This is a genomic window from Microvirga sp. jy35 (assembly GCF_056148915.1).
Map to the genome: position 1 here is coordinate 20008 of NZ_JBWBEW010000023.1, position 26184 is coordinate 46191.

At 58.8% G+C, this 26184-nt stretch carries 23 protein-coding genes and 1 pseudogene; 14 read left to right on the plus strand and 10 right to left on the minus strand.

The window, feature by feature from the left end; translation table 11 throughout:
* The first annotated feature begins 80 nt into the window (after positions 1-80).
* The 7 genes from AC0QTX_RS16930 to AC0QTX_RS16960 all read left to right on the plus strand — a co-directional run bounded on the left by AC0QTX_RS16930 (position 81) and on the right by AC0QTX_RS16960 (position 6516).
* Positions 81-1358: an epoxide hydrolase family protein gene (locus AC0QTX_RS16930; RefSeq protein WP_474605026.1), complete on the plus strand. Its 1278-nt coding sequence runs from the start codon at positions 81-83 to the stop codon at positions 1356-1358.
* Positions 1359-1433: 75 nt separating this feature from the next.
* Positions 1434-1862 carry an organic hydroperoxide resistance protein gene (locus AC0QTX_RS16935; protein WP_474604988.1) on the plus strand — a complete coding sequence of 143 codons (429 nt, stop codon included), beginning with the start codon at positions 1434-1436 and terminating at the stop codon, positions 1860-1862.
* 33 nt (positions 1863-1895) lie between these two features.
* Positions 1896-2933, plus strand: coding sequence for an alpha/beta fold hydrolase (locus AC0QTX_RS16940; protein ID WP_474604989.1), 1038 nt, complete (start codon positions 1896-1898; stop codon positions 2931-2933).
* 5 nt (positions 2934-2938) lie between these two features.
* Positions 2939-3919, plus strand: a complete 981-nt coding sequence (locus tag AC0QTX_RS16945; RefSeq protein ID WP_474604990.1) for an alpha/beta fold hydrolase — start codon at positions 2939-2941, stop codon at positions 3917-3919.
* A gap of 40 nt (positions 3920-3959) precedes the next feature.
* A complete protein-coding gene (locus AC0QTX_RS16950; protein ID WP_474604991.1) occupies positions 3960-4505 on the plus strand; it encodes a hypothetical protein in 546 nt (181 codons plus the stop codon).
* Between the two features lie 11 nt (positions 4506-4516).
* Positions 4517-5152, plus strand: coding sequence for a cysteine hydrolase family protein (locus tag AC0QTX_RS16955; protein WP_474604992.1), 636 nt, complete (start codon positions 4517-4519; stop codon positions 5150-5152).
* Between the two features lie 149 nt (positions 5153-5301).
* Positions 5302-6516 carry a YbfB/YjiJ family MFS transporter gene (locus AC0QTX_RS16960; protein WP_474604993.1) on the plus strand — a complete coding sequence of 405 codons (1215 nt, stop codon included), beginning with the start codon at positions 5302-5304 and terminating at the stop codon, positions 6514-6516.
* Between the two features lie 115 nt (positions 6517-6631).
* Here AC0QTX_RS16960 and AC0QTX_RS16965 read toward each other — a convergent pair whose 3' ends face one another.
* Positions 6632-7132: a winged helix-turn-helix transcriptional regulator gene (locus AC0QTX_RS16965; RefSeq protein ID WP_474604994.1), complete on the minus strand. Its 501-nt coding sequence runs from the start codon at positions 7130-7132 to the stop codon at positions 6632-6634.
* A gap of 106 nt (positions 7133-7238) precedes the next feature.
* Here AC0QTX_RS16965 and AC0QTX_RS16970 point away from each other — a divergent pair, with 106 nt between their 5' ends.
* The 4 genes from AC0QTX_RS16970 to AC0QTX_RS16985 all read left to right on the plus strand — a co-directional run bounded on the left by AC0QTX_RS16970 (position 7239) and on the right by AC0QTX_RS16985 (position 10814).
* Complete coding sequence (locus AC0QTX_RS16970; protein ID WP_474604995.1) at positions 7239-7865, plus strand: cysteine hydrolase family protein; 627 nt, start codon at positions 7239-7241, stop codon at positions 7863-7865.
* A gap of 277 nt (positions 7866-8142) precedes the next feature.
* A complete protein-coding gene (locus AC0QTX_RS16975; protein WP_474604996.1) occupies positions 8143-8943 on the plus strand; it encodes an SDR family oxidoreductase in 801 nt (266 codons plus the stop codon).
* Positions 8944-9041: 98 nt separating this feature from the next.
* Entirely contained in the window at positions 9042-9881 is an 840-nt protein-coding gene (locus AC0QTX_RS16980) for an enoyl-CoA hydratase/isomerase family protein (protein WP_474604997.1), read from the plus strand.
* A 108-nt stretch (positions 9882-9989) separates the two neighbouring features.
* On the plus strand, positions 9990-10814 hold the full coding sequence (locus AC0QTX_RS16985) for an SDR family NAD(P)-dependent oxidoreductase (protein ID WP_474604998.1): 825 nt from the start codon (positions 9990-9992) through the stop codon (positions 10812-10814).
* Between the two features lie 144 nt (positions 10815-10958).
* Here AC0QTX_RS16985 and AC0QTX_RS16990 read toward each other — a convergent pair whose 3' ends face one another.
* The 5 genes from AC0QTX_RS16990 to AC0QTX_RS17010 all read right to left on the minus strand — a co-directional run bounded on the left by AC0QTX_RS16990 (position 10959) and on the right by AC0QTX_RS17010 (position 15670).
* Positions 10959-12032 (minus strand): NAD(P)H-dependent flavin oxidoreductase, encoded by a 1074-nt coding sequence (locus AC0QTX_RS16990; RefSeq protein ID WP_474604999.1) that lies wholly within the window; start codon positions 12030-12032, stop codon positions 10959-10961.
* A gap of 71 nt (positions 12033-12103) precedes the next feature.
* Positions 12104-12340, minus strand: a complete 237-nt coding sequence (locus AC0QTX_RS16995) for a tautomerase family protein (protein ID WP_474605000.1) — start codon at positions 12338-12340, stop codon at positions 12104-12106.
* Between the two features lie 57 nt (positions 12341-12397).
* Positions 12398-13108 (minus strand): SDR family NAD(P)-dependent oxidoreductase, encoded by a 711-nt coding sequence (locus tag AC0QTX_RS17000; RefSeq protein WP_474605001.1) that lies wholly within the window; start codon positions 13106-13108, stop codon positions 12398-12400.
* A gap of 360 nt (positions 13109-13468) precedes the next feature.
* Positions 13469-14389, minus strand: a complete 921-nt coding sequence (locus AC0QTX_RS17005) for a LysR family transcriptional regulator (RefSeq protein ID WP_474605027.1) — start codon at positions 14387-14389, stop codon at positions 13469-13471.
* A 393-nt stretch (positions 14390-14782) separates the two neighbouring features.
* Positions 14783-15670: a LysR family transcriptional regulator gene (locus tag AC0QTX_RS17010; protein ID WP_474605002.1), complete on the minus strand. Its 888-nt coding sequence runs from the start codon at positions 15668-15670 to the stop codon at positions 14783-14785.
* 191 nt (positions 15671-15861) lie between these two features.
* Here AC0QTX_RS17010 and AC0QTX_RS17015 point away from each other — a divergent pair, with 191 nt between their 5' ends.
* Entirely contained in the window at positions 15862-16464 is a 603-nt protein-coding gene (locus AC0QTX_RS17015) for an NADPH-dependent FMN reductase (RefSeq protein WP_474605003.1), read from the plus strand.
* Positions 16465-17268: 804 nt separating this feature from the next.
* Here AC0QTX_RS17015 and AC0QTX_RS17020 read toward each other — a convergent pair.
* Complete coding sequence (locus AC0QTX_RS17020; protein WP_474605004.1) at positions 17269-17640, minus strand: response regulator; 372 nt, start codon at positions 17638-17640, stop codon at positions 17269-17271.
* A gap of 827 nt (positions 17641-18467) precedes the next feature.
* On the opposite strand from AC0QTX_RS17020, the gene AC0QTX_RS17025 reads away from it, so the two are divergent.
* Positions 18468-21134, plus strand: a complete 2667-nt coding sequence (locus tag AC0QTX_RS17025) for a PAS domain-containing protein (protein WP_474605005.1) — start codon at positions 18468-18470, stop codon at positions 21132-21134.
* A gap of 761 nt (positions 21135-21895) precedes the next feature.
* Complete coding sequence (locus AC0QTX_RS17030) at positions 21896-23188, plus strand: epoxide hydrolase family protein (RefSeq protein WP_474605006.1); 1293 nt, start codon at positions 21896-21898, stop codon at positions 23186-23188.
* A 410-nt stretch (positions 23189-23598) separates the two neighbouring features.
* Here the strand turns inward: AC0QTX_RS17030 and AC0QTX_RS17035 are convergent, their stop codons facing one another.
* The 3 genes and pseudogenes from AC0QTX_RS17035 to AC0QTX_RS17045 all read right to left on the minus strand — a co-directional run bounded on the left by AC0QTX_RS17035 (position 23599) and on the right by AC0QTX_RS17045 (position 26143).
* Entirely contained in the window at positions 23599-23742 is a 144-nt protein-coding gene (locus AC0QTX_RS17035; protein WP_474605007.1) for a hypothetical protein, read from the minus strand.
* Positions 23743-23995: 253 nt separating this feature from the next.
* On the minus strand, positions 23996-25375 hold the full coding sequence (locus AC0QTX_RS17040) for an FAD-containing oxidoreductase (protein ID WP_474605008.1): 1380 nt from the start codon (positions 25373-25375) through the stop codon (positions 23996-23998).
* A gap of 165 nt (positions 25376-25540) precedes the next feature.
* Positions 25541-26143, minus strand: a pseudogene (locus AC0QTX_RS17045) (VOC family protein).
* Positions 26144-26184 lie beyond the last annotated feature (41 nt).

Genomic DNA, 26184 nt, shown 5'->3' on the forward strand with positions numbered 1-26184 from the left:
CTCACGGCCAACGATGACCGAGCATAACCGTGTTGATCAGCCTCACCCAGCCGGATCTTCAGTTTCAGAGGAGAACGATTATGTCGGAATGCGAGTCATCCTCCACACGGCGCGACGTGCTTGTGGCCGCCGCGGCCGCAGGCGCCGCCACGATGATGCCTGTATCGCTCAGGGCAGCATCGAGCGAGATCCGCCCATTTCATGTTTCATTTCCTGATGAAGCGCTTGCCGATCTGCACCGGCGGATCGCTGCTACAAAGTGGCCAACGAAAGAGCTCGTTACTGACGCGTCGCAGGGCGTTCAGCTTGGAACGATGCGCAAGCTCGCTCAATACTGGCAGGCCAATTACAACTGGCGAAAGGTCGAGGCGCGGCTGAACGCTTTGCCTATGTTCGTCACGCAGATCGATGGTTTGGACATTCATTTCATTCATGTTCGATCGAAGCATCCGAATGCCTTGCCCATGATCATCACCCATGGCTGGCCCGGCTCGGTGATCGAGCAGCTCAAAGTTGTTGGGCCACTGACGGATCCAACCGCCCACGGCGGAACACCGCAAGAAGCGTTCGATGTCGTGATCCCGTCACTTCCGGGCCACGGTTTCTCCGCCACACCCACGGTGACGGGTTGGGATCCACAGCGCATTGCTCGTGCGTGGACCGCCCTGATGAAGCGGCTTGGGTACACGAGGTTTGTCGCCCAGGGGGGTGACTGGGGTGATGCCGTCTCAGAGCAGATGGCGTTGCAGGCCCCACCGGAGTTACTTGCAATCCACACGAACATGCCGGCAACCGTGCCGGACGACATCGCCAAGATCCTCACTGCCGGCGGCCCCGCACCAGCAGGCATGTCTGAAGACGAGAAGAATGCCTTTGATCAGCTCGATTTCTTCTACAAGCATGGCCTCGGCTACGCCCAAGAAATGGCGAGTCGCCCGCAGACTCTGTACGGTCTCGAAGATTCGCCAGTTGGCCTGGCTGCCTGGATGCTCGACCACGACGCGCGCAGCTATGCGCTGATTTCCCGGGTCTTCGATGGCCACACAGAGGGCCTGACGCGTGACGATATCCTCGACAACATCACGCTCTATTGGCTAACCGGCACAGCGGTCTCTTCGGCCCGCCTGTATTGGGAGAATAAGCTCGCCTTCTTTGCGCCAAAGAACATCAAGATCCCGGTTGCCGTCAGTGTCTTTCCGGACGAAATCTACGCAGCACCGAGGAGCTGGGCAGAGAAAGCCTTCCCGAAGCTGATTCACTACAATCGGCTCCCAAAGGGTGGACACTTCGCAGCCTGGGAGCAACCAGCCCTCTTCAGCGCCGAACTGCGCGCCGCTTTTCGCTCCGTCCGCGCCTAAGACCTGCGTGGGTGGCGCAGCAACCCCGCGCCACCCATCCGCTTCCGATTTGCCCTTGCCAGTGGAGAGAACGTCATGAACCAGCACCAACAGACCAAGCTCATTTACACCGCCAAGGTCCACACGACCGGTGGCCGCGAGGGTGGATCCTCCCGGAGTTCAGACGGCAATCTCGACATCCGCATTTCCCCACCAGGCGGTCATGGCACCGGTACGAACCCTGAGCAGCTCTTTGCGGCCGGCTGGTCCGCATGCTTCGAAAGCGCAATCGGTATCGCCGCAAGAAAGAGCAAGGTCACCCTTCCGCCTGGCTTCGCGATCGATGCGGAAGTGGATCTCAGTCTGGTAAACGGATTTTATACTCTTAGCACTCGGCTGAATGTCAGCCTTCCCGGTCTGGCGCGCGATGTAGCCCAAGCGCTTGTCGACGAGGCTCACACCCTTTGCCCCTACTCGCGGGCAACCCACGGCAACATCGACGTGAGGACCACCCTAACGGTCTAGCATCCATCCAGTCTCAATCGAGGAGTCAAGGCGATGAAGTGCAGCGCGCGAGTGCAATCCATTGATTTCAATCGGCGACGGTTTATCAGCACCGCCGCATTGTTCGCCGCTGCGGCCGAACTCGGTATTCCCTATAGGGCAGCAGCACAGCCTGCGCCTCCGCGACCGAACACCTCGTTCCGCCAACTGAAGCAGATCGATGCCGGACCGCTCAGCATCGGTTATGTCGAAGCTGGTCCGGCAGGCGGCGCGCCCGTTATCCTGCTTCATGGCTGGCCCTACGATATTCACAGCTACGCCGAGGTCGTGCCGCTACTGGAGGCACAGAGCTTCAGGGTCATTGTGCCCTATCTGCGGGGGTACGGTTCAACGCGCTTCCTTGCCAATGAGACCCCGCGAAATGGCCAGCAGGCTGCTTTGGCCGGCGATGTCCTCGCCCTTATGGATGCCCTCGAGATCCAGAGCGCAATTATCGCCGGCTATGATTGGGGGGCACGGACCGCCAATATTGTGGCGGCACTCCGCCCAGATCGTTGCAAAGCCATGGTGTCGGTCAGCGGCTACCTGATCGGCAGCCAGGCCGGCAACCGCAAGCCTCTTCCTCCAAAGGCAGAGCTGTCCTGGTGGTATCAATACTACTTCGCAACTGAGCGCGGGCGGGCCGGCTACCAAGCTAATACGCGCGACTTTGCACGTCTGATTTGGCAGACCGCCTCCCCGGATTGGAAGTTCACCGACGCAATCTTCGAACGTAGTGCGGAAGCCTTCAACAATCCGGATCATGTGGCGATTGTGATCCACAATTACCGTTGGCGTCTCGGCCTAGCGGAGGGCGAAGCGCACTACAATGAGATGGAGAAATTCCTGGCCACGGCGCCTGCGATCTCCGTCCCAACGATAACGCTCGAAGGCGACGCAAATGGCGCTCCGCACCCGGACCCAATGGATTACGCACGGAAATTCGCTGGCAAGTACGAGCATCGCACAATCCGTGGCGGCGTTGGACACAACCTGCCGCAGGAAGCGCCGCAAGCCTTCGCGCAGGCCCTAATTGATGTCAATCGGATGTGATCACGATGAGCCACCCAACGATGTACCGCACCGTCGATGTGGACGGTCTTCCGATCTTCTACCGCGACGCAGGTGACCGCAACGCACCCGTGATACTGCTCCTTCACGGCTTTCCGTCGTCGTCACGCATGTACGAGCCGCTGCTGACCCGTCTCTCCGACCGGTACCGCCTCATCGCGCCGGACTATCCCGGCTTCGGTCATAGCGCCTGCCCGGCACCGACGGCGTTCCCCTATACCTTCGACCATCTCGCCCAAATCATGGCCCGGTTCAGCGAGGTGCTGGCCCTCTCCCGCTATAGCCTCTTCATGCAAGATTACGGCGGTCCGGTCGGCTTTCGAATGGCGATAGCTCACCCTGAGCGATTGGACTCGCTGATCGTGCAGAACGCCGTCGCTCACGAGTCGGGGCTTAGCGATCTCTGGGGCGTTCGCCGCGCCTTTTGGGCCAATCGGGCCGAGCATGAGGAAGCACTCCGTCAGAATTTCCTGTCCCTTGAGGCCACCCGCCGCCGTCACGTCGGCGGTGACCCACACGTCGAGCGGTACGATCCCGATCTTTGGACGGATGAGTTTGCGTTTCTCAGCAAGCCCGGCCAAGCGGACATTCAAGTCGAGCTGCTTTACGATTATCGTCACAATGTCTCTTCCTACCCCAAGTGGCAGGCATGGATGCGCAACACTCATCCCAGGCTGATGGTTTTATGGGGCAAATACGATCCCTCATTCGAAACATCGGAACCTGCCTCTTATCAAGGTGACGTCCCAACCGCCGAAATCCACATGCTTGAAGCTGGGCACTTCGCCCTCGACACCGCAGCGGATCAGGTCGCGGATCTCGTTCGCAACTTCCTCTGGAGTGCCGACCACCATCAGGCCGGGGGCGGGAGCGGGGCTGCATCCTTCAATGCCACGATCACTCGGTCAGGAATGGCCGAGGGGTACCTCGGCAGCCCTCCTCTGCTGGCGCACCCGTTCAGCGCCTAAGTCGTGCTTCGAGTCTGTTCCCAAAACCGAGGAGTACATCATGGAAGATTATGAAGTCGTCAACTCGAGTTTCACGGCAACAATCAATGCGCCCATCGATAGGATCGACCTCCCTGAGTGGTGTTTCTCCCTCAGCGAGAAAGAGTATCAAGGGTGTTCTCCCGCCCATATCACGGCGGGTTTCACGACAGCGCCCGATGGGAGGCGTATGTCGATCAACGTTGAGATCATTGGTGGCAGTCTTATGGTCCAGCATTATGTGGAGACCTTGGGGAACAAAGATCACCTGGTCCTGGAGTCGATCTCCGACATTTTTACTCCCACGGGAAGGACCACGATCAGAGTTCTCTGGGAAATGAGCGTCAAAGCGATTGATGGTGAACGGTGCGAGTTCACCAATCACGTCCGGACCACCGCGACGGACGACTTCAAGTCATTCCTTGATCGTCAGGGCATCCCGTTCGACGTGTTCCGCGCGCAGCGCCAGCCCATGTCGATTGCCCACAATCGGGGTGAGACGCCGCTCTTCGCTGCAAGCATCGAACGCGCGGCATTGCGAAACCGCGCTCCCCGGCTGGTAGGTTGATGGAGGTTGCTATGTCCCAGCCCACCTATATCAAACAATCGACTGCGCTCTTGTTCGTTGATCCGTATAACGATTTCCTGTCCGAGGGCGGGAAGATTTGGCCCAGGGTGAGAGAGGTTGCGGAGGAAGTAGGCCTTATTGAGAACCTGAAGCGCATCAATCAGGCGGTGCGAAGCGCCGGCATGAAAGTCTTCATCGTTCCGCACCGCCGCTGGGAGCCGGGCGATTACAAGTGTTGGTGCCACCCCAACCCGACTCAGATCGGGATCATGAAACGGCACTCATTCGCCCGTGGGGAATGGGGTGGTGAATGGCATCCGGACTTTGCGCCACGCGCTGGAGACATTGTCGTCAAGGAACATTGGGCCCAGAGCGGATTCGCCAGCACCGATCTTGACCAACAACTCCGGCAGCATGGCATTACTCACGTCATCGTTGTCGGGCTACTTGCCAACACCTGCATCGAGTCGACAGGCCGATATGCGATGGAGCTCGGCTTTCATGTCACACTGGTGCGGGATGCAACAGCGGCATTCACCAGAGAAATGATGCATGCTGCGCATGAACTCAATGGCCCGACCTATGCGCATGCCATCCTGTATACACAGGAACTCATCGAGGCTCTGCCATCCGGCCAAGATAGATGATGTCTCCTCTGGCATGTGGCGTCATCAGCGGTCTCCTGAGCATGACGCCCTGCCGAAGTCGTAGATGAGCAGTGGAGAATCGGTTTGATCCTAACGTTTCAGGTCCCACACCTGAGAGGGGTCAAGAGTCGGCGATGGAGGAGGTCACGATGTCCAATACCGTTACCAACAGCGCCAAACAGCGATCACTTGGTAACTGGCCCCTGATTCTGGCTGGTCTCTGTGCCAGTCTTGTGGGTATCGGCCTGGCTCGGTTTGCCTACACGCCGCTGTTGCCGGCGATCATCGCTGGTGATTGGTTTTCCGCTTCGGATTCAGCCTTTCTTGGCGCGGCCAATCTCACGGGGTATCTGGCCGGTGCATTGCTGGCCGGGCCACTGGCAGCGCGTGTGCCCGCCGCTGCTGCACTGCGCGGCGTGATGGTGCTGGCGACCCTAACCTTTTTTGCCTGCGCTTGGCCGATCAATTTTATTTGGTTTTTCGTCTGGCGTTTCTTCTCCGGCCTCTCCGGCGGCGTGCTGATGGTTTTGGCGGCTCCGACGGTCTTGCCGCACGTCCCGCAGTCGCGCCGCGGCGTCGCCAGTGGTGCTATCTTCATGGGCATTGGGCTCGGCATTGCGGCTTCAGGAACGCTTGTTCCCCTGCTCTTACGTCAGGGTCTACCCCACGCGTGGATCGGTCTTGGGGTGCTCTCACTGATCTTGACGCTCGTCGCTTGGACCGGCTGGCCGGGTTACGCGGCCGACTTGTCCCCTACGCAGAAGGCCACCCGTCCCGTACATGCAACCCTGACGCTGCGGGCGCTCTATGCGTCGTATGCGCTCAATGCGGTTGGCCTTGTGCCGCATATGATTTTTTTTGTTGACTTTGTCGCTCGCGGACTGGGTCAAGGTTTGGATGCAGGAGCTGAGTACTGGGTGCTTTTCGGATTAGGTGCTGGCGTCGGTCCGATTCTCAGCGGGCACCTTGCCGATAGAACCGGCTTCGGCCCCGCGCTACGCTTGGCCTACCTTGTTCAGGCGATTGCTGTCGCATTGCCAGCCTTTGGCCTCGGCGCGACTTGGCTGATCATATCGAGTGTCGTTATTGGTGTGTTTACGCCAGGGATCGTTCCTCTCGTTCTGGGACGCATCCACGAGTTACTGCATTCCCATGCAGCTGCTCAGAAAAGTGCTTGGAGCAAGGCAACAGTTTGCTTTGCGATATGTCAGGCGCTTGCCGCCTATGGCATGTCGCTCCTCTTCGAACACACGGGTGGAAACTATTTTATCCTTTTCGGCTTGGGCGCGTGCTCCCTTCTGCTCGCGCTTGCAGTCGATCTCGTTGCCGGATCGATGAAACCCGAGGATCGAAGGGATGGATAGGAATGCGGCGGGCCAGTCGAGCCAACGGGAGAAGACCATCCCTCGCATGTGTGGAGGAGGATCGGTCTTCTCACAACGGGTGAACCCTGACCGTTCTCCTCCATTGCTGCGGGTTTCACCGGCGGCTCTTAAACGCTTCCCAACGCGCTTTGCGCTCTCCTTGGTATGCGGGACTTTGCTCGGCAATCAAATCTTCGCGTTGCAAAGGCCGGCCGCAAGCCTCGCAACTCGGGCCGAGACCAGCGGGCTGGCCGCACAGGCGATGCGTGTATTGAACGGCCAAGCCCTCGCCTGGCGATTTGCACCAAGTCTCCCCCCAAGCCCGCAGCGCCAGGATAACCGGGTAAAACGCTCTACCCTTCTCAGTAAGATGATACTCATAGCGCGGCGGTCGCTGGCTGTAGGGGCGACGCTCAATCAAGCCATCGGCCTCCAACTTCTTCAGGCGGGCAGTGACCATCTGCGGCGTTGCCCCGGTTTGCGCCTGAATCTCATCGAACCGATGGCTGCCTATGAACAGTTCCCGCAACGTCAGGATGGTCCAGCGATCCCCAACAATCGTCTGCGCTCGCGCGACCGGACAAAGGGTTTCCGTATCAGTGGGATTTTCCATCATGTGTCACTTTCATTCTCATAGTGACTTGACACTATGATTTCCATAGTCATATACAACCCCATCGCTGCAGAAGCAATACTGTGTCACTGCAGTAAGGAGGCGCACCATGGCTGATACTGACCGTCCTCTCGCGCGCACTGCCTATTTGCTCGTTGATCCGTACAACGATTTCTTATCGAAGGGCGGAAAGATCTACCCCTCGATTGAGCCGATCGCCACGGAAGTGGGTCTGCTTGACAACCTGCGCGCACTGGACCGCGCCGTGCGTGCCGTCGGCATCCCGGTCTTCATCGTGCCGCACCGCCGCTGGGAGCCCGGCGACTATGAGGAATGGGATCACCCGAACCCAACCCAACGCCTCATCATGCACCGTCACAGCTTCGCCCGCGGTGAATGGGGTGGCGAGTGGCATCCGGATTTCGCGCCCAAAGAGGGCGATATTGTCGTTCAGGAGCATTGGGGCCAGAGTGGCTTTGCCAACACCGATCTCGACCTCCGGCTGAAGCAGAAGGGGATCACACATGTGATCATCGTTGGCCTGTTGGCGAACACCTGTATTGAATCTACCGCCCGGTTCGCGATGGAACTTGGCTATCACGTCACACTGGTGAAGGACGCGACCGCCGCCTTTCACCACGAGATGATGCATGCCGCCCACCACCTGAACGGTCCCACCTTCGCCCACGCGATCGTGACGACAAGTGAGTTGATCGCAACCCTGGTCAGGGAGTGAGGGTCATGCCTCCGCACCTTACCTTCATCGATCGGGCGCGCGCAGTGGTGACAGATCTGCTCAATGAGTGTCGCGGCACGCGGATGGCGACTGCCGCAAGCAAGCTCACCACATCTGCCGACTCTCTGTTGGATCCAGACCTCGTCGCCTTGCGAGAACAGGCCGTGATCATTGCAACAACATCGTTCAGGTCGTGCGGCGTTAGCCTGTGGTTGGACGGGATCAGCCCCACAGTGCGCAGGTTTAAGTGTCACCATCACGCTAGACGGAGCTCACCATGAGACTGAATGGAAAAGTGGCTCTCATCACGGGCGGTAGCAGCGGCATCGGCCTTGCAACGGCGCGGCTGTTCATAGCTGAAGGAGCAAGGGTGGCGATTACCGGCCGTCATCAGACATCGCTCGACGCCGCTGCGCGCGAGCTTGGGTCAAAAGCGCTTCCGATTAGGCTTGATCTGAGGGAGATCTCATCCATTGATCGAGCAATCGCTGACGTCGTGGCGGCACTTGGAAGCCTCGATATCGTCTTTGCGAATGCCGGTGTCGGCCGCCCCACACCGATTGGCGAAACAAGTTTGGACGCCTTTCAGGAAATCATCGCGACCAATCTCACCAGTGTCTTCTTTACCGTTCAGGCGGCTGCCCCCTATCTGCGAGAGGGAGCATCCATCATTCTCAACGGATCCGTCCACGCAGCGATGGGCGTGCCAGGCTACTCGGCTTATGCCGCTACCAAGGGCGCGGTTCGCTCCATGGCGCGGGTGCTGGCTGCGGAATTTGCTCTAAAGGGTATTCGCGTCAATCAAGTCACGCCTGGAGGAACTCAGACTGCAATCTGGAATCCGCTAGCACCGGACGCTGAGGCAATGGCTGAACTCGAGAGGAGAATCGGCAATACGATCCCGCTCGGCCGCATGGGTAAGCCGGAGGAAGTTGCGGCTGCTGCTCTCTTCCTCGCTTCCGCTGACGCGTCGAACATTGTGGGTGCTGAGATCGTCGTCGATGGCGGAGCAACTGGCGCTCCCCACGGAGCTCCTATTTTCCGCTCGCAAAATCGGCCACAAGTGGATTTCACGTAAGCCTACTTCTCTCTTCCGAGCCGCCGCGGCCACGACGTCGGCGGTTGCTCACAAAGATTATGACTCGATCAAAGAACCCTCACCGACGGGAGGCCCCTATGTCGTTTCGCCAAATCCGTGTGGCCCGCGCTACACCGAGCTATTGGCGCGTCAGCTTCAATAATCCACCGATCAACTTGATCGATCCAGACACCATTCTGGACCTTTCGGACCTCGTTACACAGCTGGAGACCAATGACGAGGTCAAGGTCGTTGTATTCGATAGTCTCGATCCCGACTTCTACCTTGCTCATTACGACGTTCTCGTCGACAAGGCGAAAACAATCGCAATGGTGCCTGGACCGTCTGGCATGCATCCGTGGCTTGACGTGTTGGTTCGCCTGAGTCGGGCTCCGGTTGTATCGATCGCAGAACTGCGCGGGCGGGCCCGCGGTGCGGGAAGCGAGTTCGTTCTTGCTTGTGACATGCGTTTCGCCAGTGCGGAACGTGCAATTCTGGGTCAATTCGAAGTCGGACTCGGAGCAGTCCCAGGCGGCAATCCCATGGCCCGCCTCGCCGGTCTGGTCGGACGAGGGCGCGCATTGGAGATCGTGCTTGGCGCAGACGACTTCCCGGGAATTCTTGCGGAACGCTACGGGTATGTGAATCGTGCTCTTCCGGATGCTGAACTCGCCGAGTTCGTGGATGCGCTCGCGAGCCGCCTTGCGAGCTTCGACAAGCGTGCCATAGCGGAGACGAAGGGCTTCGTCGACGAACTGTCGCTCCCGGATGATGCCGTCTTTCCACGGGCGCTTGAGAGCTTTTTCAAGTCGGTTGCTCGACCGGAAACACGTGCGCGAACGATTGCGCTGGTGGAAGCGGGCTTGCAACAGAGATCTGAGACGGAGCTGTCACTGGGCATGCGGGTTGCCGGCGCCCCATCTGCGAACCGTCGCTGATCCCACTGAGCATGATGTCAAGCTCCAACCAGATCAGGAATTCTCACTGATGTTCACACTCGGTCCGGGAGACCGACGCTTTGAAAACGAAGCAATGGGAGACCACACATGAGCACACTGACTTCTCAGGGTACCGCGGTGATTACCGGTTCCTCGTCCGGCATCGGCGCCATCTACGCGGATCGGCTGGCCCGTCGCGGCTACGATCTGATCCTTGTGGCGCGAAACCAGAGTCGCCTCGAGGCGCTGGCGGCCCGGTTGCGGGATGAAACCGGCTGCTCCGTCGAGATCCTGCCCGCCGACCTGAACAACGACGCCGATTTGCGTCGGATCGAAACGGTCTTGCGGACGAACAGCACAATCACGATGCTCGTCAACAACGCCGGCGTTGGCGGGGCAGCACCGCTCCTAGCCTCTGATGTCGACGCGATGGACAGCATGATCCGGCTGAACATCCTAGCGCTGACCCGCCTGACCTACGCGGCCGCGCCGGCCTTTGTCGAACGCGGCAGCGGCACGATCATCAACATCGCGTCCATTGTGGCGATTTCGCCGGAAACCCTCAATGGGGTCTATGGTGGGTCCAAGGCGTTCGTGCTGGCCTTCAGCCAGTCCCTGCAGCACGAACTGGCCGAGAAGGGTGTACGGATCCAGGCGGTGCTGCCTGGTGCCACCGCGACTGAGTTCTGGGATATCGCCGGACTGCCGGTAAGCAACCTCCCTGCGGAGATCGTGATGTCGGCGCAAGATGTGGTCGGCGCCGCAATAGCCGGCCTGGACCAGGGCGAGACAGTCACCATTCCGTCGCTTGAGGATAAGTCGGAGTGGGATACCTATGATGCGGCGCGCCGAGAGATGGCCACCAAGCTCTCGAGGACCCAACCTGCCACCCGGTACAACGTTGTGGCCATCAAGGCAGATCGGGCGCCCTGAGCACCGACCCGGGCAGCGCCCGCTTCATGATCTCAGAACGTCAGGAGCCTGGATCGCTTCAGGATGACAGAGCGTCCATTCATTCGGCCCCTGTGCCATCATTCGGTGAGAATTGGCTGCTCGGCGGCTTCCAACGCAGGCGGCTTAAGTCACCTTCATTTCGGCGGCGAGCGCTGTCACGAGGTCTGCCGCTGGCAGCGCGCGCGCGAGCGGCGCTCCCTGACCCGCCCACTGAGCACCGAAGCCCGGCTCACGCGCCGCCTTGCCGGCGCCATTGAGGGCCTTCCCGGCATCGTATGCAATGGGATAGGCGGGGATCTCATGAGCGGGAATGCCCTGCCCAAATGACGTAAAGCGATTAGAGAGGCACCGCGCCGGTCGGCCCGAAATGGCTCGGGTCATCACAGTGTGATGGGCCGCATCGCTGGCTAGGACTGCTCTGTAGCCTGCGTCGGCCAGCGATTCCGGGCACGCGATAAAGGCCGTGCCGAGTTGGGCCGCAGCAGCTCCGAGACGCAGGGTAGCCGACACGCCAGCGCCATCCATGATGCCACCGGCGGCAATCACCGGCACATCGAGCTGACGCACAAGCAGGCGGGTCAGTGCCATTGTGCCCAGCCTGTCATCGGGAGCGTCAGGATCAAAGACGCCCCGATGGCCGCCTGCCTCGTAGCCCTGCGCCACCACGGCATGAACACCGGCCCTCACGAGCATGCGCGCCTCGTCAACGCTGGTCGCCGAGCCGAGGAGGACGATATCGGCATCCCGCAGCGCTCGCACCCGATCCGGCGGCGGAGCGCCGAAGTGGAAGCTCACGACCTTCGGTTTGTCGGCCAGGAGCGTGGCCAACATGTCATCATCCTCGACGAAGCTCTTGTAGATTTCCGTCAGGGCCGTTGGCGGCTCGGTACCGAGGCGTTTGAATTCGGGGCGAAGCCGCTCGATCCAGGCGGCTTCGACGGCAGGATTCGACTTCGCAGGCTGATGGCAGAAGACATTGACATTAAAAGGACCGCTGGAGCGTTCGCGGACCTCTGCCATCATCTGCCGGGCACCCGCGGCGTTCGTGGCTCCGATCCCGATCGAACCCAGCGCACCGGCGTTTGCGACGGCAGCGGCCATGGCCGGAGACGACACACCGGCCATCGGCGCCTGGATGATCGGCAACTCAATACCAAGCCGTTCGAGCAGTGCCTGGGGTGAGGCTGAGGATAGCATAACGGCACTCCCGTCCTGGTTGACCGCGAAGCCTTCACCCCCGAAGGCGAACTTCGCCGAATCGCTGCATCTTACTCCGTCGCGCCACCCCTTCGCCTGCGAAACTCCAGAACCGGCAGCCCACCCCAGCCCCAGTTATCGGCCTCCACCTCCTCGATGACCACGAAGGTGGAGTCGAGAGGCTTGCTTAGGACATTAAGCAGCACCTCGCTCACGCCCTTGATCAGAGCGGCCTTCTCTTCCGCGGTCACGGCATTCACGCCGGGCTTGGTACCCTCGCGGGTGACCTGAATCGTCACGATAGGCATTGTCGTTCTCCATGAGAGTGGCCGGAGCGGAGCCAGAGTCTCCACTCCGGTGCTGGGTCAATGACCGGCGCTCTGGCCGCCGTCGACGTGGAGGATCTCGCCGGTCACGAAGCCAGCCGATTCAAGGTAGAGAACCGCATCGACGATGTCGGAGACCTCGCCCATCTGCCCAACCGGGTGCAGAGCCCCAAAGGCGGCGTGGGTCTCGACCGGGTGCATCGACGACTTGATGATGCCGGGCGAGACCGCATTCACGCGGATGCCTCGTTTGGCGTACTCGATGGCGAGGGACTTGGTCGCTGCATTGAGGCCGCCCTTCGTCAGAGACGCGAGAACGGAAGGCACGCCGTCAATGGCGTGATCGACAAGACTCGTCGTGATCTGCACGACGTGGCCGCTGCCCTGCTTTTCCATCTCGGCGAGCGCAAGCTGCGTGATGTGGAAAAAGCCGGCGGTGTTGGTTCGCAAAACCGCAGTGAAGTCGTCTGCGGTGTACTCGGTGAATGGCTTGGCGATGAAGATGCCGGCGTTGTTGACCAGCGTGTCGATGCGCCCGAACCGGGCTACACCCTCGGTGATCGCCCGCTGGGCCGTCTCCCGGTCACCAATGTCGCCAGGGATCACGAGAACGTCAGGGTGATTTGACGGCTTGACGGATCGCGCTGTTGCGATCACCCGGTAGTTACGGTCGAGATATGCGTTGACAAGAGCAGCGCCGATGCCTTGTGACGCGCCTGTAATGATGGCGACTTTTCTGTCGATGCTCATAATGAACTCCTTCGCTCTTGGTGAGAGGGATGCTGCTGCCCGCTGGGCCACCAGTGTCGATGGTCTAGAATTAGCCTCGCGCGTTGGGAGTGCGAATAGCTGCTCATCGGGAGACACTCTTTCAGTTCGCGATTGAGCGCGGACGGTCGCAGCGCTCATTGATCGCTCGTAAGACGCCTCGCGGACCCTGGCCCGGTCCCGCACCACGACTGACCGGTTGGGCAGGTCGCAGGCTTGCCCTTCACTGAACAGGCTGGGTGAAACGAAACAATTGTTTATCGTCGGCTTTGCTCTTTGAGGTCCGCACGTCTGCACGCGGGAATCCCGCCTGCTCTGCCCATCAAGAGGGCCGTCAGCCGCTTACACGACGTCGCGGCTCATGGCAGCGAAGTGACTGCGGAGCCGCGGGATAGCCATGTCGACAAACGCCCGTACCTTCGGCACAGAGAGGCGTCCGTGCGGTGCAATCAGATGCACAGGCAAGGGCGGTGGTTCATAGTCCTTGAGAACGATCTCTAATGACCCTTCGCGGACCTCCTGCGGGATGTGATAAGATAGCACACGCGTCACTCCGCGGCCATTCACGGCCGGGACTATGGCTCCCCGGATACTATTGACGATGAGCCGCGGCGTAAAATTCACCATATGCGGAATGGACGATCCATTGACTGGTGGAAAGCTCCACGAGTCGATCCCGAGGTCTGCGAATGTGATGATCTGGTGCTTCGCAAGATCCGCTGGCTCCATAATGCGGGGATTTCGCGTGAGATAACGCGGTGCCGCTGCCACAACCCGGCGCACTTCGCCGACTCGGGTCGCCACAAGGCTCGAGTCGGCAAGGTGCGCGATGCGCAAGGCGACGTCGATGCCCTCATCAATGAGGTTAACGAAGCGATCCAGCAGGTACAGCCGCACCGACACAGCGGGATAGGCATCCAGAAAGGCCTCAATGATCGAAGGCAAGATGGTTTCACCGGCAAAGGCCGTAGCTGTCACCGTCAGCGTACCACGTGGCGATGAGCGCTCACCGGCAGCCATGATGTCAGCTTCCTCAAGGTCGATAAGTACGCGCCGGCACGCCGCAGCATAGCGCTCGCCCGCCTCGCTCAGCTTGATCGAGCGCGTCGTTCGATGCAGGAGTTCCGTGCCGACATGCTCTTCCAGAAAAGCAATAGCCCGGCTTACTGCAGCGGGCGAGCGGCGGAGCTTGCGTCCAGCCCCGGCGAGGCTGCCCTCATCCAGCGCCGTGACGAAGACTTTCATGGCATCAAGGCGGTCCACGTCGTCGTCCTTCCTCAATTCTTTCGAGTAGAGGAGCAATCTCATTTAGACCATAGACATCCATCCTCTATACAGCAATTCCGAGATCTCGCCGCGTGGCCAGTTCCACGGTGGCTGGCGGCATGGTCAGCTGAAATGCCCCTCACGCCACCGTCTCTTAAGGATTGCGCAGGCTCAGGCGCCAGGCGACGCACTGCAGGGTGCGCAGTAGGCTCAGCGAGCAGACGAAGTGACAGATTGTGATCTTCCGGATCTGCGAGAGACTTGGATCGAACGGAGTTGCCGATCGGTTTGCGATGGAATCCAACGAAGCGCTCCTGTTGTGATGCAGCTATGTGTATGGCATCCATCCAGAAGGAGATGGTCGTCTCACCACCCCATGGGCGCAATTATCTAGGTCTGGGCAAACCGCTCGACTAACCACTGACCCGCCGGACCTGGCGGGGTATTGGTCTTATAGGCGATCTGCAGTGGATACTCTCCACCGCGATAGTCCGGCAAATCGAGTGGTAAAAGGCGCCCGGCTTCGATGTCAGTCCGCACCATCGGCTCAGGCATGCCGCCCCAGCCCAGGCCGGCCAGCAGCAATGCACGCTTGGTGGGAAGGTCCCCAACCCGCCAGATTGCCCCCGCGACGACTCCGTAAGCCCGCCTGTCGGCCTCTATAGGCTCGGAGAGGACAATCTGAAGGAAGTCGCGGGCCGCTCCTACCTTGGAGCGGCCCGCCAGTGCCAGCGGATGGTCCCGTCGGGCCACGGGAATGATCGGTACGCCCCCAATCTGGATAAGCGTTAGCCCACTGCCATTCATGTGCAGCGGACTGCCGATACCTACACCGCAAGAACCGCTGCGAATGAGGCGCTCGACTTCGCCCATGGCCGCCGTGCTCAATCGCAGGGGTACTGTTGGAAAAACAGCATGGAACGCCTTGAGGATTGCCGTCAGGTGGTCCGTAGGAACCATCTGGTCAATGACCAAGGACACCTCTGCCTCCAAACTTTCGAGAAGTCCCCGTACGCGGGCGCGCAACCGATCCACATCGTGCGTGATCAAGCGCGCTTCTGCCACGACAGCCTCACCTGCCGGCGTTAGCGTCGGCTTACGGGTGCCTCCGCGATCGAATAGCGGAATGCCGAGCTGATGCTCGAGAGTGTCGATGGCATAGCTGATGGCGGATGTCGCACGATTCAATCGTCTTGCAGCAGCAGCAAAGCTGCCCGTTTCAGCCACAGTCAACAGGACCTGTAGTTGGTCGAAGCTGAGGGCGGGCGCGATGGACATATCAAAATTCCTGAACGAACTTCTCGGATTTATCCATATTTTGATATCACAACATCGCTGGTTAAGTAACGGCCATCCAGGCTGCCCTTGCAGCCTCTTCAAGGATCATCGATCCGATTAGCGTCCGCTTGCAAGCCGCGGCATCACTGCCTGGGGTTGCAGCACCCGCTATTGAGAGGAAGAACTAACCTATGGCTACAGCAAAGATCGGGATCATCATTAGCACCACCCGTGAGGGCCGCTTCGGCGATAGACCGACCCAGTGGCTCTTAGAGCTCGCCACGACTCGCGGAGGGATTGAATTCGAGGTTGTCGACCTGCGCGATTATCCACTGCCTTTCTTCAACGAACCAGCCTCGCCAGCATACATGCCGCCTGAGAACGAGATTGCGCGGAGTTTTGGATCAAAGATCGCCGGGTTCGATGGATACATCTTCATCACAGCTGAATATAACCATGGAATCCCGGCCGTCCTGAAGAATGCGCTCGATCACGTCTATTCTCAGTTTAATCGCAAGCCAGTCGCGTTCATTGGCTATGGCGGCGTTGGCGCGGCGCGGGCGGTTGAACAGCTCCGTCTCGTGGCCGTTGAACTGCAGGCGGCGCCGCTCAGAATTGCTGTCCACATCGGGTTGGCTGAATTCGTCGGATTGCTGCAGCAGGGCAAGGCGTTCTCCGACTATCCCTACTTAGAGCAGTCGGCCAACCTGATGCTCGACGACTTGATCTGGTGGACAAATGCATTGAAGAAGGCGCGCGAGGAAGATCTCTTAGACTCTTCGGACGATGCTTGATCCCATGTTTCTGAAAGACTTTGACCCTATACGAGGGATCCCTTCAATAGACCTTTAGAGGACTCTTACTATGTCTCCTGGTTGAGTGGTGGGCCGAGCCTTAGCCACTGCGGCGCACCACCAGACCGTGGCATCGAAATTCAATCACACCGTGTAGGACACGCCGAACCCGAGTCGCAGGCGTTGGACATAGCCCATGCATCAAGCTGCTGGATCTACTCCGTCGTAGTCTCTGTCACCCAAACTGAGGCGACAATGTCCGTCTGTGGCATAAGTTACAAGCCAGACAGCGATGCCCGTAGCGGGAGCGTCGTCGCAGCTTCCCGGTGCAGGCAATACAGTTAGGTGAAAGCGGTCGCTGCTGCTCGGACATTTGTCACGCCCGAAGGATACTCCCTCGTCGTTGTATATGCATACCACTGGGAAGAAGCGAACCTGATGGCGAGGGGCAGGTGGACTGACCTCAGTAACTACAGAGGTTACCCGAGGCGGGAAGCGTCTTTTGGTCTGCTACGTGGATACAAGCGAAACCTTGGGTTCTCTCATAGAACGATTTTGCCGATTGATAAAATAATATGCCATGAAGGTTGATGAGAGCCACGCAGAGCGCACGTTGTGTTGCCTTTCAAGCCGGCCTCAACGACCTTGATGCTTGGAAGCGAAACCTCACGGCGGCTGAGGGTCAGTTAAAAACTGCAAACCTTGAGTGAGGATTGGGGCTTGAAGTAGTCATAGCGCCAGCCGTTTGTTTCGAAGTGCTTAGAAGTTGCCAGAATAACGTCGCTGCTACCTTTAGTTTACTGGTCAGCGTTGTGAAGCTGAGGAAACGGCGTCGATAATGGCTGCGAAAGCCGTGGGAAGAATCGGCTGCTTGAGGACGATGTCGCCGCGGGATGAGACTCGGGCTTCGGAGCCCGATATGATGACCGCTCTGTTCTGATGCATCTCGTGGTATTCGTCGGCAAGGATCCAGCCGTCAATCAGGCCGGGCAGCGAGGCCCGCGTGTAAAGCCAGTCAATGGGGTGGCTCCAGTCGCGGAGCACCCTGAAGGCGCGCTCACCCGTTTCCGCCGTGATGACCTTATGTCCTAGGGCCTGCAGGCAATGTGCAAGCCTTTCCCGGAAGTCCGGGTTATCGTCAGCGATGAGAATTCGCTGTGGAGTGCCGATGCTCATAGTTTTGCTCCGCTATAAGCCAACGATGCCTTAAGCAGGTCGCATCCGGTTCGTTGACCTACAATTAGCCTGGACCTTCTTTCCCAGACGAAACTAACTTGCAAATCGGTGCTCGGATGTCATTGCGTCATCACGCCCGCGTTCAGCCAAGCCACGCAGATCGCTACCACGCCTCGAAGCGCAAGCATGCTCAACACATGCGGGTACCTTTAGGCATTTGTGGTCACCCGAACATCGCGCGTTCCCGCAACCTCCAGTCCCAGTCAACCAGTAGCACGAGCAACTTAATGGTGGTTGTCGCCTCCTAGAATGACCGACGCTGGCACGAGACTCTTGCGGCAAGAGGCATAATCACAGATCCCACTGTGTTCGATGATCCAGATCCGCGGATGCATTTTGCCAAGGCAATCATGAGCCTTTACTGGCACGAGAGGCTGCAATCGCAGGCGGCTCAGACGTGGACCTTGCCCTAAGGCGACCACATCGTTGCACTCTTTCGACGATGGGAACACTGAATGCCGATGCTCAGCCCTTTAAGTAGATAGTACCATGGTCTAGGTTCGCTCGCCTTCCGGTCCCTGAGCCGCGTCGCGACGTTTGCGGACAGCGGACATCACAATCCCGTCGTTTGCTCTAACCCATGCGGATGATCCATTCGGCAATTGACAATCGTAACGACTCCAATGAAGCATTATATCGATAGCTCTCCTATTGCCAGAAAATGGGCAGTGCGCAGTCGCATACGTCCTCGAAGCTGCCTCTACAGCACAATGGATGTTTTCGCCGGCTCAGCCCAACCTTGGCCCAGCTATCGTGAGAGGATGGCAATGAAGATCGATCTTAGCCGCGTTCCGGACTTCCTTCCTGGACTGGTCTGGATCGTTTTGCCTAACGAACACATCGATTTCGTCAATCGCCAGTGGACCGGATTTACTGGTCTTGGACCCGACAAAACCGACGGAATTGAATGGTGGACTGTCATCCACCCGGAGGATCTGCCGGAGGCGCGTGGACACTGGCGGGCAATCTCAGCGTCTGGCGAGCCAGGGCAAATAGACGCGCGGGTGCTCCGCTTTGACGGTGGCTATCGCCGATTCCTGATCCGGTGCAGCCCCCTATTCAATGACGATGGGCTGCTCGAGGCATGGTGCTTTGTCGGAACGGACGTGGAGGATTGCGGACGCACTAAGGAGATCCAGCGACAACACGACCTTCACCGCGAACTCGTTGACAGCATTCCAATACCGGTCGCTACGACAACCCCGATGGGCAACCTTGAGAGCATGAATCGGCCAGCCCTCAATTTTTTCGGCAAATCGCTCGAGGAGCTTGAGGGGTGGACGAGATCTGACATTGTGCACTCAGAGGACTTGAAGAGGGTGGCCGCAGTGCACACCGATGCTCTCAGGAGTGGCTCGACCTACCATGTCGAGAGCCGCCTCCGGCGGGCTGACGGAGTATACCGATGGTTCAACATCGTTGGCCTGCCGCTATATAATGAAGAAGGCCACATCCGGCGTTGGTTAAAGCTGCAACTCGACATAGACCACTATAAGCAGGCCGAGGAATCGTTGCGGCAGCTCGAACTGCAGACACGGATAATCCTCGACAACATCGCGACACATGTATCGTTGTTGGACGCATCCGGCCACCCAGAGTTCATCAACCGTAAGATTTTAGATTACACCGGCAAGACCGAAGCCGAGCTGAAGACGTGGGGGGCAACCGACCTCGTCCATCCTGAGGATCTGCCCGATGCAAGCGCGACCTTCAAAACGGGTATCGCGGCTGGTGCGGCCTTCGAGATCGTATATCGCATGCGACGCTTCGATGGCGCGTATCGGTGGTTTCACGGACACCATCAGCCCCTCATGAATGGGGGCGGTGAGATTGTCCAGTGGTGCGTGTCCGTTCATGATATCGACGATCACAAGCGGGTACAGGACTCGCTCAGGGCGACCGAAAAAAATCTCAAGACGATTATTGATACAATCCCCGCTCTAACCTGGTCGGCGAATCCCGACGGGACGGCGGACTTCTTTAACCAGCACTACCTTGATTATGTTGGAATGTCTGCATCACAGGCACAAGGTTGGGGCTGGAGTGAAGCTGTGCACCCAGACGATCTAGAACACCTCACTAACGTCTGGCAGAAACTCATTGCAAAAGCTACTTCGGGAGAGGCGGAAGCACGGCTACGCCGTGCGGATGGTGAATACCGATGGTTCCTGTTTAGAGTGAATCCTCTTCAAGGCATGAGCGGTCAAATCATCACTTGGTATGGTCTATGCATTGATATCAACGATCGTAAGCGCGTGGAAGAGGCGCTGAAGCGCAGTGAGGCGTTCCTCGCAGAAGGCCAACATCTGGCTCGGATGGGCAATCTCTCGTGGCGTGTCACAAGCGGCGAGATTGTTTGGTCGGAGCCGCTCTACCGCATTTTCGAGTATGCGCCTGGAACAACCGTTACACTTGACATGATCGCCAGCCGTGTCCACCCCGAAGACATGCCGCTCATGGTGGATATGGTAGAACGGGCTCACCGTGGGGAAAGCGATTTCGAATACCAACATCGCATCATACTACCCGACGGATCGGTCAAGTATCTGCATCTGATTGCACACCGCACTGGTGATCCGACAGGGCAAACCGAGTACATCGGGGCCGTTCTCGACATTACGCAACGTCGGTTATCGGAAGAAGCCCTTGAAAGAGTCCGATCGGAACTGACACAGGTTACACGGACCATGAGCCTAGGCGTACTTACCGCCTCGATCGCTCACGAGGTCAACCAGCCGCTCTCAGGTATTATCACCAACGCCAGCACATGCTTGCGCATGCTAGCTGTCAATCCGCCGAAGCTCGACGGCGCCCGTGACACAGCGCAACGAATTATCCGCGACGGCAATCGTGCCGCAGACGTCATCAGCCGCCTGCGCGCCCTTTTCACGAGGAGCGTTGGCCTCATTGAGGAGGTTGATCTGAACGACGCAGTGCGGGAGGTAATTTCGTTGTGTGGCAACGACCTTCAACGAATGCGTGTCAGTCTACACACTGATTTGGCTAACGAACTCCCGCTCGTCTCAGGTGACCGCGTCCAACTCCAGCAGGTAGTCATGAACCTGCTCAGAAACGCCGCTGACGCGATGAGCGGGGTTGAGGATAGGCCAAGGCAGCTGGTCGTAAAGACACAATCAGACGGCAACGAAGCTGTTCTTCTATCCGTTTCCGACACTGGAGCAGGACTCGGCCCTGACGATGTTAATCGCATCTTTGATGCATTCTTCACGACCAAGAGTGAAGGCATGGGCATTGGCCTCTCCGTCAGCCGTACGATCATCGAAAGCCACGGAGGCCGGCTCTGGGCTGAGGCCAACGATGGCCCTGGAGCTACCTTTACCTTTGTCATTCCAAGCCTGTCTCAGGATCTGGTTGCACTACCAGCGCCAGCTCTCCTGAGGGCCGGGCAACCAGCAGACAAGGCCGTGAAGTAGTGATGCCTGAGGACATTCTCTCAGTATCGATTGTTGGCGATCGGTTCATACAGGCCTCGGCCTGATCGCCTAAGGGAGCGAGGCATTCAGGCTGACGCTTCCTCTTCTGCCGTACGCGTGATGGAGCTCCACGGCGCAAACAGCGACCAAAGTTCAGATCTGCTCAGGATTGTTGGGGCGGCTTCGTCGTCTCGTTGCATCAACCCTGCCTTCTGGAGCTGCTGATAAATCCGTCGGGTGTTACGCACCTACCTGCCCAAGCCTAGCGTGGCACTATTGCTCCGTGCCGGACGAGGATATGAGGGATACCTTTTACCGCATGCGTGCACCCGTGAGCAGCTAATAATCTGACCCCGGCGTACACCAACCGGTCGACTTTCCATTCGTTCGTTGCTTTGGAAACTGAACCCATCGCGTCATAGCTTACAACGTCCCGGCTCGCATTGCAGATGAAAGGCTGCCCGTTGCTGTTACGGCCACTGTCTTTTCGGTCTTCAATCAGGGAATCCCATCCGCACATCAACTCAACCAACTTCGTTCCGCACGGCTTACCATCTGTGGCGCTCAGGAGTGTGAGAATGGGATAGATTGCACTGTCTGTCTATTGTTCCTTGGTGTGGATCCACTGATCCAATCTCCAGCGCAATGCATGCGACCAATACAAAGGTATCGCCAATACCATCGTGCAATAGGTTTTGTTTGTACTGACTGCTGTTCTGTAGGCCGCATCCCACCAAGGTTTGAAGACTTAGGAGGACATCATGTCAGCTATTGTACGCACTCCCACACGCCGCGATTTGCTTGTCACCACTGCGGCCGTTGGGGTCGCGGGCCTGGTTCCTGGAACGTTGCGTGCAATGGCTGCAGCTGCACCCATCCGCCCTTTCCGCATCCAGGTGCCGGAAAAGGCGCTCGTGGACCTGCGTAAGCGCATTTCCGCAACACGCTGGCCTGATCGCGAAACCGTTACTGACCGGACTCAAGGTGTTCAGCTAGCCAAGCTAAAGCCGCTCGTCGACTACTGGGGTACAGGCTACAATTGGCGAAAGATTGAGGCGAGACTAAACACGCTGCCGCAGTTCATCACTGAGATCGATGGACTTGACATCCAGTTCACGCACATCCGCTCGCCGCATGAGAGCGCCATGCCGATGCTCATGACTCACGGCTGGCCGGGTTCGGTTATCGAGCTTCTGAAGGTCATCGGTCCGCTCACCAATCCGACCGCACATGGGGGCACTGCCGAGGATGCCTTCCACCTGGTGCTTCCGACGATGCCCGGTTATGGCTTCTCGGACAAGCCAACAGCGACAGGCTGGAATCCAGCTCATATGGCGACCGCATTCCACGAACTGATGCGCCGCCTTGGCTACTCGCGCTATGTCTCCCAAGGCGGCGATTGGGGCGCAATTATCTCACAGCTGCTCGCGCTTCAGGCTCCTGAAGGTCTGATCGGTATCCATGTCAACATGCCAGGAACCGTGCCGCCAGACATCCTCCGGCGTTTACGAAACTTCGATCCAGCACCAGCCGAGCTGTCGGATCGCGAGAAGGTTGCCTATGACCGCCTCTTGCACTTCTATCGCGACGGGTTTGGATATGCAGCAATGATGAACCAGAGCCCGCAGACGATCGGTTATGCGCTCGCAGACTCGCCAGTCGCGATGGCAGCGTACTATTATGACAAGTTTGCAGAGTGGACCGACAGCAACGGCGCGCCTGAAAAGGTCCTCACCTACGACGAGATGCTTGATGCCATCTCTCTTTACTGGCTAACGAATACTGGCACATCGTCGTCCCGCTCTTACTGGGAAGGTGCGCAGGCTGGCGGCGGTCCATTTAACGCGTTCTCCATCCCCACCCTTCCAGTCGCTGTCACTGTATTCCCGGCCGAGATTTACCGCGCCCCCCGAAGTTGGGGCGAGAGGAGCTTTGGCAACCTCATCTACTGGAATGAAGTCGATCGAGGCGGTCACTTTGCAGCCTGGGAGCAGCCGGAGCTCTTCACCGCTGAACTCCGAAAAGCGTTCCGGCCGCTCCGCTCGAAAGCTTGAGTCAAGCCGACCAACTTCACGACGCGTTACTCCCGAGGCGGATCGGGCTCTCAGCCCCGATCCGCCGCACTCGGGAGTCTCTGTCCTGACCAGCGCAACGGGACCGAGAATTTCAGCCGGGATCGGGAGGGCCACTTGCGTCGGCAGCAGGTCCAGAAATGAAGCAAGCGGCTGTCGTGCGTCCAACCATCGTCATCATCTTCGGCTTCGTCCGCATAGAGGCCAAGCCAACACCATTGCCAGGTGCAGTCAGACGCTACCGAGAGCGCTGATGGTTGATAAGCGAACAAGCGATACTCTCCTTCGGAACGCCGCAATCGACCAACTGTCTCCTTTGTGGATCCAGACTGCACGACAGTGTCCTAGGATTCCAGGCATGACCGAAGACCATACGGGTGGTGCATAGCCTGTCATCTATGGTCGCGAGCTTCCTCCATGCCGAGGCCAGTATAGTCACGCCATCGATCAATGACCGACTTATAGCGGGGATCGGCTAGGGTGATCCAACCCAGCGCAGGGACCAAATCCACAGTTCCGCCGAGGTCGATCTTCATTTGGACACTCCCCTCGCGACCCATGGACGTTACCCCACCATCGCGTGGAGTGCTCCGATTGTACTTGGTGTCGATGCTGCTGCATCAGATGAATGAACTCAGACTACAAAGGCTGAGCCCACAATCGCGCAGTTCGGTAGCAACCCGGCACAGTTGTAGACCCAACTCGGCGCGTCGGGAGACCAAATCCATCACAGAGACTTAAGTGACGTAACCAGAGACAATTTTTAGCAATGGTGTAGGCAGGGCAATCTCAATTAAGCGGCCTCAGGTTCTCAAGCATAGTAGGGATTAGTTCTGAAACCGTGGGGTGAATCGGAACGGCCCATTGCAGCACTGGATAGGTTACCCCGGCGTTCATGATGTCCAGAATGCCGTGGATCGCCTCGTCGCCTCCCACCCCCAGGATGGCCGCCCCCAGGATCTGCTTCGTGTCTGCGTCCGCCACCACCTTCATGAAGCCCCGGGTCTCACCTTTCTCTATCGCGCGTCCGACGCGCGTCATCGGGCGTTTGGACACCAACAGCTTGCGGTTTGTACCCATCGCTTCCCTTTCAGATAGGCCAACGCGTCCGAGCGGAGGATCGATGTAGAGCGCGTAAGCCGGAACCCGATCGCTCACCCGGCGACGTTCGCCGTCGAGAAGATTGGCGGCGACGATTTCGTAGTCGTTGTAGGATGTATGGGTAAAAGCTCCGCGGCCGTTGCAGTCGCCTAGAGCCCAGATGCCAGGTACACTGGTGGTCAGGCTGTCATCTACCTCAATGTAGCCCCGGGCGTCGACCGCGACCCCAGCCTCGTCGAGGCCGAGATCGTCCGTGTTGGGCCGGCGGCCGACCGCCAGTAGCAAATGGGAGCCGACAGCGAACGGCTCCCCCGACGAGCAATCGATGTCGACTGCCACACCCTCAGAATGGGGTTTGAAGCCGATACAGGTGGCGCTGGTGCGGACCGAAATCCCTTCGTCAATGAGGATCTCCCGGATCGCTTCAGACACGTCTTCGTCCTCACGGGCGATCAGCCCGTGACCCTTCTCCACAATGGTGACCTTCGCACCAAAGCGTCGGTACATTTGGGCGAACTCAAGCCCGATATAGCTGCCACCGATGACGACAAGGTGCCGCGGGATGGTATCAAGCTTGAGCATGGACGTGTTGGTAAGATGCTCAACTGTGCCGATCCCTGGAATGTTCGGCACATTGGCGCGAGCTCCGACATTGATGAAGATGCGCGGCGCCGTCAGCAGGCGCGCGCCTACCCGGACAACATCCGCGGCCTCGAACCGGGCATGCCCTTCGAGGACCGTAAGGCCCTCCATGCCCTGCAGCCATGCCTCCACACCCATGCGAGCGTTCATCGAAACCGCATCAGCGCGGGCCTTCACCCGCCCCATGTCGATCTCGACCGGACCCTTAAGATCGACTCCGTATTCGGCGCTGCGACGGGCAAGGTGCGCGGCGTAGGCGCTGGCGACCAGTGTCTTTGTCGGCATGCAGCCGGTGTTGACGCAGGTGCCGCCGAACAGCTTGCGCTCAATGATCGCGACCTTCATTCCGGCAGCAGTTAGCCGCCCAGCCAGGGATGGGCCCGCCTGTCCGGCCCCGATGATGATGGCATCGAAGACTTGGGTCATGGTACTCACCTCATGAAGGGCGCGTTGCGGATCACGGTCGCGTCCCCGCGCTGAACGACACGGTGAATCTACCCGAAAGCATTGCGGGGTGATAGCCGCTGTCGCCTATAAGGGCAGTGACCGGCCTGTCTGCTCCCGGACGATGTACTCTGCATACCAGTTCGGTTAGTCCTCATCGTGATGGCCAATCCGCCTCTCGTGATCGCCATGGGCAGCCGCGGCGCGTCGGCACGCCGCTGCAAGTTCAATCGGCGAGGCGAAGGCCGCTTCGTACGCGTCCAGGCGTCCAGGCGTCCAGGCAGACATGTGGTGACCTCCTGCACAAGCCAGCGGCTGCCATCCGGATCGCTGAATGTTGTGAAGGATGCATAGCCGCGTCGTGCCAGCCCCACCCCGCTCACAGGCCAATCTCCGACCGCGGCACGGTGGAATACTTCACTTACGTCGACGCCACGATTTACTAGCCCGGCGCGCCGCCTCGATGTCGGACACGACAAGATACACACCGTATGCTGCGCCTGGAGCGGTCGACGGAACTCCCGTGCCGATCTGAATCGATCACAACGAGTATGGCAGTGTATACTGGACAACGCGAAATGCATCGCCGTTGACGAGGTTGGCGTCAAGTCTCCAACCCAAGTCGACGTAAAAGCGCTTGGCTCGATCAAACTCGGCCACAGGGATAATGACAACCTCTAGCCTCGAGTCAACGGAACGCTTTCTCGAGGGCCTGTTCGCAGCTGCGCTGCGCACATGCGTAATGCTCATGTTCAACTCCTTAGAATCCCCGCCTAGCGCGGCAACACACG

What these genes read in the sequence shown, in the direction of transcription:
- AC0QTX_RS16930 (WP_474605026.1), top strand. Translation starts at nt 81, where the DNA reads ATGTCGGAATGCGAGTCATCCTCCACACGGCGCGACGTGCTTGTGGCC.
- AC0QTX_RS16935 (WP_474604988.1), top strand. Translation starts at nt 1,434, where the DNA reads ATGAACCAGCACCAACAGACCAAGCTCATTTACACCGCCAAGGTCCAC.
- AC0QTX_RS16940 (WP_474604989.1), top strand. Translation starts at nt 1,896, where the DNA reads ATGAAGTGCAGCGCGCGAGTGCAATCCATTGATTTCAATCGGCGACGG.
- AC0QTX_RS16945 (WP_474604990.1), top strand. Translation starts at nt 2,939, where the DNA reads ATGAGCCACCCAACGATGTACCGCACCGTCGATGTGGACGGTCTTCCG.
- AC0QTX_RS16950 (WP_474604991.1), top strand. Translation starts at nt 3,960, where the DNA reads ATGGAAGATTATGAAGTCGTCAACTCGAGTTTCACGGCAACAATCAAT.
- AC0QTX_RS16955 (WP_474604992.1), top strand. Translation starts at nt 4,517, where the DNA reads ATGTCCCAGCCCACCTATATCAAACAATCGACTGCGCTCTTGTTCGTT.
- AC0QTX_RS16960 (WP_474604993.1), top strand. Translation starts at nt 5,302, where the DNA reads ATGTCCAATACCGTTACCAACAGCGCCAAACAGCGATCACTTGGTAAC.
- AC0QTX_RS16965 (WP_474604994.1), bottom strand. Translation starts at nt 7,132, where the DNA reads ATGATGGAAAATCCCACTGATACGGAAACCCTTTGTCCGGTCGCGCGA.
- AC0QTX_RS16970 (WP_474604995.1), top strand. Translation starts at nt 7,239, where the DNA reads ATGGCTGATACTGACCGTCCTCTCGCGCGCACTGCCTATTTGCTCGTT.
- AC0QTX_RS16975 (WP_474604996.1), top strand. Translation starts at nt 8,143, where the DNA reads ATGAGACTGAATGGAAAAGTGGCTCTCATCACGGGCGGTAGCAGCGGC.
- AC0QTX_RS16980 (WP_474604997.1), top strand. Translation starts at nt 9,042, where the DNA reads ATGTCGTTTCGCCAAATCCGTGTGGCCCGCGCTACACCGAGCTATTGG.
- AC0QTX_RS16985 (WP_474604998.1), top strand. Translation starts at nt 9,990, where the DNA reads ATGAGCACACTGACTTCTCAGGGTACCGCGGTGATTACCGGTTCCTCG.
- AC0QTX_RS16990 (WP_474604999.1), bottom strand. Translation starts at nt 12,032, where the DNA reads ATGCTATCCTCAGCCTCACCCCAGGCACTGCTCGAACGGCTTGGTATT.
- AC0QTX_RS16995 (WP_474605000.1), bottom strand. Translation starts at nt 12,340, where the DNA reads ATGCCTATCGTGACGATTCAGGTCACCCGCGAGGGTACCAAGCCCGGC.
- AC0QTX_RS17000 (WP_474605001.1), bottom strand. Translation starts at nt 13,108, where the DNA reads ATGAGCATCGACAGAAAAGTCGCCATCATTACAGGCGCGTCACAAGGC.
- AC0QTX_RS17010 (WP_474605002.1), bottom strand. Translation starts at nt 15,670, where the DNA reads ATGTCCATCGCGCCCGCCCTCAGCTTCGACCAACTACAGGTCCTGTTG.
- AC0QTX_RS17015 (WP_474605003.1), top strand. Translation starts at nt 15,862, where the DNA reads ATGGCTACAGCAAAGATCGGGATCATCATTAGCACCACCCGTGAGGGC.
- AC0QTX_RS17020 (WP_474605004.1), bottom strand. Translation starts at nt 17,640, where the DNA reads ATGAGCATCGGCACTCCACAGCGAATTCTCATCGCTGACGATAACCCG.
- AC0QTX_RS17025 (WP_474605005.1), top strand. Translation starts at nt 18,468, where the DNA reads ATGAAGATCGATCTTAGCCGCGTTCCGGACTTCCTTCCTGGACTGGTC.
- AC0QTX_RS17030 (WP_474605006.1), top strand. Translation starts at nt 21,896, where the DNA reads ATGTCAGCTATTGTACGCACTCCCACACGCCGCGATTTGCTTGTCACC.
- AC0QTX_RS17035 (WP_474605007.1), bottom strand. Translation starts at nt 23,742, where the DNA reads ATGAAGATCGACCTCGGCGGAACTGTGGATTTGGTCCCTGCGCTGGGT.
- AC0QTX_RS17040 (WP_474605008.1), bottom strand. Translation starts at nt 25,375, where the DNA reads ATGACCCAAGTCTTCGATGCCATCATCATCGGGGCCGGACAGGCGGGC.